6 protein-coding genes are annotated in these 5,822 nt (G+C 67.3%); 1 reads left to right on the forward strand and 5 read right to left on the reverse strand.

The genetic code is table 11. The features are described 5' to 3' along the window. Positions 1-519: LysM peptidoglycan-binding domain-containing protein (locus tag FWJ67_RS10495; RefSeq protein ID WP_414482793.1), on the forward strand; the 519-nt coding region annotated here is incomplete at its 5' end. Positions 520-628: 109 nt separating this feature from the next. On the opposite strand, the gene FWJ67_RS10500 is transcribed toward FWJ67_RS10495, so the two are convergent. From FWJ67_RS10500 to FWJ67_RS10520, 5 genes are all read right to left on the reverse strand, one after another. Further along, complete coding sequence (locus FWJ67_RS10500; RefSeq protein ID WP_304173969.1) at positions 629-1,396, reverse strand: ABC transporter ATP-binding protein; 768 nt, start codon at positions 1,394-1,396, stop codon at positions 629-631. After that, entirely contained in the window at positions 1,393-2,133 is a 741-nt protein-coding gene (locus FWJ67_RS10505; RefSeq protein ID WP_369686581.1) for an ABC transporter ATP-binding protein, read from the reverse strand. Before FWJ67_RS10505 ends, FWJ67_RS10500 begins: the two co-directional genes overlap by 4 nt. 121 nt (positions 2,134-2,254) lie before the next feature. Beyond that, positions 2,255-3,319: a branched-chain amino acid ABC transporter permease gene (locus FWJ67_RS10510; RefSeq protein WP_414482766.1), complete on the reverse strand. Its 1,065-nt coding sequence runs from the start codon at positions 3,317-3,319 to the stop codon at positions 2,255-2,257. 1 nt (position 3,320) lies between these two features. Next, positions 3,321-4,214, reverse strand: a complete 894-nt coding sequence (locus FWJ67_RS10515) for a branched-chain amino acid ABC transporter permease (RefSeq protein WP_304173963.1) — start codon at positions 4,212-4,214, stop codon at positions 3,321-3,323. 94 nt (positions 4,215-4,308) lie between these two features. Beyond that, positions 4,309-5,454: an ABC transporter substrate-binding protein gene (locus FWJ67_RS10520; RefSeq protein WP_414481863.1), complete on the reverse strand. Its 1,146-nt coding sequence runs from the start codon at positions 5,452-5,454 to the stop codon at positions 4,309-4,311. Positions 5,455-5,822 lie beyond the last annotated feature (368 nt).

The following is a 5,822-nucleotide window of genomic DNA, read 5'->3' on the forward strand; positions in this document are numbered from 1 at the left end:
GCCCCCCCGACCTGCCAAGGCGGGACCCTCTACACCATCCGGCAGGGGGATACCTTCTTCCGCCTGGCCCAGCGGTTCGGCGTCACCGTCGACCAATTGATCGCCGCCAACCCAGGGGTGGATCCCGATCGCCTCCAGATCGGCCAACAGATCTGCATCCCCGGCGTGGCTCCCCCGGGCTGCGAGGGCGGGTTCCTGTACACCATCCGCGCCGGCGATACCTTCTTCTCCCTGGCCCAGCGCTTTGGTGTGACCGTCGATGAGCTGATTGACGCCAATCCTGGGGTCGATCCCGACGCGCTGCGGATCGGGCAGGAGATCTGCATCCCCACCGAGCCGCCCGGACCCGAGTGCCCCGGGGGAACCCTCTACACCATCCGTTCCGGGGATACCCTCTTCAGCCTGGCCAACCGGTTCAACACCACCGTGGACGCCATCCTGGAGGCCAACCCCCTCATCACCGACCCCGACAACCTCCGGGTGGGCCAGATCATCTGCATCCCGGGTGCGAGCAGCTAGCTGGGATCTTGAGGCGAGATGGAAGGCCGCCGGGGGTGTGGGCCCAGAAGACCAAGACCCCGCGGGCGCCGGCGCCCGCGGGCACCTTGCCTGGAGGCCGGGGCTGGGGTCAGCCCTCTCCCAGGTAGGCGCGGCGGACCTGGGGATCCTCGGCCAGCTCGTGGGCGGGGCCTTCCAGCACCACCCGGCCCGTCTCAAGCACATAGGCGTACTGGGCCAGCTTCAAGGCGGCCCGGGCGTTCTGCTCCACCAGAAGGAGGGTGCACCCCTCTTGGTGGAGCTGGGCCAGGGCCCGGAAGACTTCCTGCCGGAGGGCGGGCGCGAGGCCGAGGGAGGGTTCGTCCAGGCAGAGGATCCTGGGGTTGCTCATGAGGGCCCGTCCCACCGCCAGCATCTGCTGCTCCCCGCCCGAAAGGGTCCCGCCGCTTTGGCGGCGCCGCTCGTACAGACGGGGGAAGAGCCGGTAGACCCGGTCCAAATCGGCCGCAATGCGGGCGGCGTCCGTGCGGTGGTACGCCCCCATCATCAGGTTCTCCGCGACGGTCAGATTGGGGAAGATGCGCCGGCCTTCGGGCGCCATGGCCACCCCCAGCTGGACAATGCGGTGGGGCTTGAGGCCCCCGATCTCCTGGCCCCGGAGCCGGATGGCGCCCGCACGGGGACGGACCAGCCCGGTGATGGCCCGGAGGGTGGTGGACTTGCCGGCGCCGTTGGCGCCGATCAGGGTGACGATCTGGCCCGGCGCGACCCGGAGGGAGACCCCTTTCAGGGCGTGGATCGCCCCGTAGGAGACGTGGACGTTCTCCAGCTCCAGCAGGGGCGCGCCCGTCTCGGAGGCCGGTTCAGCCAATGGTGCGGTGACGTGGCCGTTCCTCATGCCTCTTCGTCCTCCCCCAGATAGGCTTCGATCACCCGCGGGTGGGTGCGGATCGCTTCGGGACTTCCCTCCGCGATGGTGACGCCGTGGTCCAGCACGTGGATCCGCTCGCAGATACCCATGACCAGCTTCATGTCGTGTTCGATGAGGAGGATGGTGAGCCCGAAGCGCTCCCGGATGCGCCCGATGAAGGCCGTCAAATCCCGGGTCTCCTCGGGGTTCATGCCGGCGGCCGGCTCATCCAAGAGGAGCAAGCGGGGCCGGGTGGCCAGGGCCCGGGCGATCTCCAGGCGGCGCTGGAGACCGTAGGGGAGGCTGGAGGCTTCCGCGTCGGCGAAGCCCTCCAGGCCCACCTCCCGGAGGAGTTCCATGGCCTGCTGGCGCATCGCCTCCTCCTCCCGGGTGTAGGCCGGGAGCCGGAAGAGGGCGCTCCACAAGGAGGCTTGGAGCCGCACGTGATGGGCCACCAGCACGTTCTCCAGCACCGTCATCCCCTTGAAAAGGCGGATGTTCTGGAAGGTGCGGGCGATCCCCAGGGCGGTGATCCGGTTGGGGGCGAGCCCTGTGATCTCCTGGCCGGCAAACCAGATGCGGCCCCGGGTGGGCTTGTAGTGGCCGGTGATCATGTTGAAGACGGTGGTCTTGCCCGCGCCGTTGGGTCCGATCAGCCCCACCAGCTCGCCCTGGCGGAGGCTGAGGCTGACGTCGTTCACCGCCCGCAGCCCGCCGAAGGTCATGCTCACCCCTTCCAGCTTGAGAAGCGGCGGGGCAGGCGCCTCGGCGGAGGCCTGCAGCGGGCCAGGCCAGGGATCGGTGCTGGCCGCCACCGGGACGGCGGGCTCGGAGGAATGGCGCGGCTTAGAGGTGAGGTGCACGGCTCTGCCTCCTTCCTGGCAGCCGGCGGAGGAGCAGGTCCCACGAGAGCTCGCTGCGGCCGAAGAGGCCCCGCCGGTAGAAGATCATCAGGAAGACCAGAAGCAACGAGAAGACCACCATCCGCATGCCCGGGATCCCCGGCACCAGCCAGGGCCCGATCCGGGTGGGCGCCTCCAAGAAGCGGAGGCCTTCCTGGAGGAAGGCGAAGATGAGCGCGGTCACCGCCGAACCCGTCACGGAGCCCAACCCGCCGAGGACGATGATGATCAGCAGGTTGAAGGTCATGGTGAAGGTGAAAAGGGTGGGGGAGATGGTGGTGATCAAGGTGGCCAGCAAGGCCCCGGCGATGCCGCCCAAGAAGGCACTGAGGATGAAGGCCAGGAGCTTGGTCCGGAAGATGTTGATCCCCATCGCCTCCGCCGCCACCTCATCCTCCCGGATGGCCCGCATGGCCCGGCCGAAGCTGGAGGAGGCCAGGTTCCGGACCAAGAGGAGGGTGGCGACGGCCGCGCCCCCGGACCACCACAGGTTGGTGTACTCGGGGATGGCCTTGATCCCCAAAGAGCCGTTGGTCAGAGGGATTAGGTTGTTGGCCAAGACGAAGATGATCTCGCCGAAGCCGAAGGTGGCGATGGCCAGGTAATCGCCCCGGAGCCGCAGGGAAGGGTATCCCACCAGCAGGCCCCCCAGCGCGGCCACCAGCCCCGCGGCCAGCAAGGCCACGATGAAAAGGTGCCCCGGGAGGCTGAAAGCGTTGAAGGGCCAGACCAGAGGCTGAAGGAACCAAACCATCTGCTTCTGGGTGAGGGGCAGCATGAGGAGGGCGGCCGTGTACCCGCCCAGGGCCATGAAGGCGTTGGGCCCCAAAGAGAACTGGCCGGCGATCCCGTTGACCAGGTTGTACCCCACGGCCGCCACCACGTAGACGAAGGCGGTGTTGAGGATCCGCTGGTAGTAGGGGTTGAGGTTGCCCTCGGCCCACGCAATGAAGAGGGCGAAGAGCCCGAGGACGGCCAGGGTTAAGAACGTCTCAAGGCGACCACGCATCTCACACTTTCTCCTTCAAGGGCGCGCCCAGAATGCCCGTGGGACGTACCAGCAAGAACAGGATCAAGAGCGCAAAGATGACCGCGTCCCGGTAGCCGGAGTGCATGGGGAAGAAGGCGACGAAGAGGATCTCCACCATGCCGATGAGGAACCCCCCCAGGGTGGCGCCGGCAATGCTGCCGATCCCGCCGACAACGGCCGCGGTGAAGGCCTTCCAGCCCGGATAGACGCCCATCAGGGGCTGGATCTGGGGGTACTTGAAGGCCCACATGATGCCGCCCGCGGCGGCCAGGGCCGAGCCCACGGCGAAGGTATACGAGATGACCCGGTCCACGTCCACGCCCATGAGCCGGGTGGCCTCCATGTCGGTGGCCACCGCCCGCATGGCCATGCCCACCTTGGTCCGGTAAACCAAAAGGAGCAGGAGCGCCAGCAGGACCAGGGCCAGGACGGGCACCCAGAAGCTGACGCCCAAGACGTTGGCCCCGCTGATCTGGTAGACTTGGGTCATCACCGCCGGCCGGGGGAAGGCCTTGGGGCGGGCGCCCAGGGCGACAATCGCCCCGTTCTCCAAGAGAAAGGCGACGCCCACCGCGGTGATGAGGGCCGAAATGCGCGGCGCTTCCCGCACCGGACGGTAAGCGGCCCGGTCGATCAGCATGCCCACGCCGGCGGCCAGGAGCATGGCCCCTGCCAGGGCGAGGTACCAGGGGAGATGGAAGAGCGCTACCAGGTAAAAGAAGAGGTAGGCGCCCACCATGAAGACGTCCCCGTGGGCAAAGTTGATCAGCCGGAGGATGCCGTAGACCATGGTGTAGCCGATGGCGATCAGGGCGTAGAGGCTCCCGAGGGAGACCCCGTTGAAGAACTGCTGAACGAAGGTCTGAAAACTCATCTCCGACCCGCCTTCTGCACCGTTGGTCCCCGCCTGGAGGGTGGCCGGTGGCCGGGGAGGTTCCTCCCCGGCCACCAATCCCTGTTTCCTGGGTTTACTGGCTGGCCAGTGCCTGCAGTTCAGGCGGGTAGACGGTGGTCATGTACCGGAACTCGCCGCCCTCCACCCGCCGGATGACCACAGGCTTGATGGCGTCACCGTTTTCGATGATGACGGGCCCGGTCACCACCTCCAGGCCGTGGATCGCCTCCAGCTGGTCCCGGATGGCCGCCGGGTCGGGGCTGCCCGCCTGCTCGATGGCGTGGAGGACCATCAGGTAGGCGTCGGCCGCGAGACCTCCGAAGGAGTTGGGCTCCTTGTTGTAGAGACGCCGGTAGGTCTCAATGTACTGGCGCCCCAGGTCGGTCACGGCCGCCTCCTCGTGCCAGAAGGCGGTGTGCATCAGGCCCTCCACCGCCTCGCCGCCGATCTCGAGGAGCTCGGGGGCGTCCGCGCCGTCGCCCGAGAGAATGGGCTGGGTCAAGCCCAGCTCCCGGGCCTGCCGGGCGATGAGCGCGTTCTCGGTGTAGTAGTTGGGCACGTAGAGCAGGTCGGGGTTGGCGTTGGCCACCGCCGTCAACTGGGCGGTGAAGTCCTGGTCACCGGTCCGGACGTACGTGGTGACCACCACCTGACCGCCCAGGCGCTCGAAGGCTTGGGTGAAGTACTGGCCCAGGGCGACCGTGTAGTCCTGGGCGATGTCGGAGATGACCGCCACCCGCCGGGCGCCCAGGTTCTCGTAGGCGAACTGCGCGGCGATCTCTGCCTGGTAGTTGTCGGTGAAGCAGGCCCGGAAGACGTGGGTCCGCCCCTGGGTGACGAGGGGGTTGGTGGTGGAGGGACCGATGATGGGGATGCCGGCCTGCTCCGCGATGGGTCCGGCCGCCAGGGCGTTACCGCTGGTCATGGTGCCGATGATGGCCACCACACCTTGGTTAATGAGGCGGGTGGTCGCGTTGGCCGCCTCCACCCGGTCACTCTTGTTGTCGACCAGGATCACCTCGACAGGTCGACCCAGGACCGTGTCGTACCCCATGCTCCGAATGGTCTGGATCCCTTCCCAGCCCATCTGCCCGTAAGCGGCCGTGGCGCCCGTCATCTCAAAGTTGACGCCGATCCGAATGGGCTCCTGAGCGCCCACGGGGCTTGCCAACAGGCCCAGGACGGCGAAGAAGACGACGGCTCTCGCCCAACTGCGCACGAGGATCCCTCCTCGATGGATTGGTCATTGGACGATCGCCCTCCCGACGGGCCGCCGCTCCGGCCAGCGCCCAGAATGGGGCGGCCAACCCGCCTGAGGGCCAGATTCCCCCAAGAGCTATGAAAGGTGAGGTTCGTTCCGAAGAGACGATTTCCTTCCCAAGGAGAACGAAGGCGGGAGCAAAACGAGAGGGGTCGCTCGCAGAAGTACGATTGTGACGACAGTCACGGAGTGGTGCGGACGAAGCTCGTACCGCGATGGCCCGATTGGGTCCGGGCTGAAAGGCGACACCATTGGCAAGATCAGGAAGGACGGTGTACAGCCTCCAGGGCGCCCCCGCCTCTGGGTTCTTGGAAGGGATCCGCGTT

The organism is Limnochorda sp. (assembly GCF_047459355.1).
GTDB lineage: Bacteria > Bacillota > Limnochordia > Limnochordales > Limnochordaceae > Limnochorda.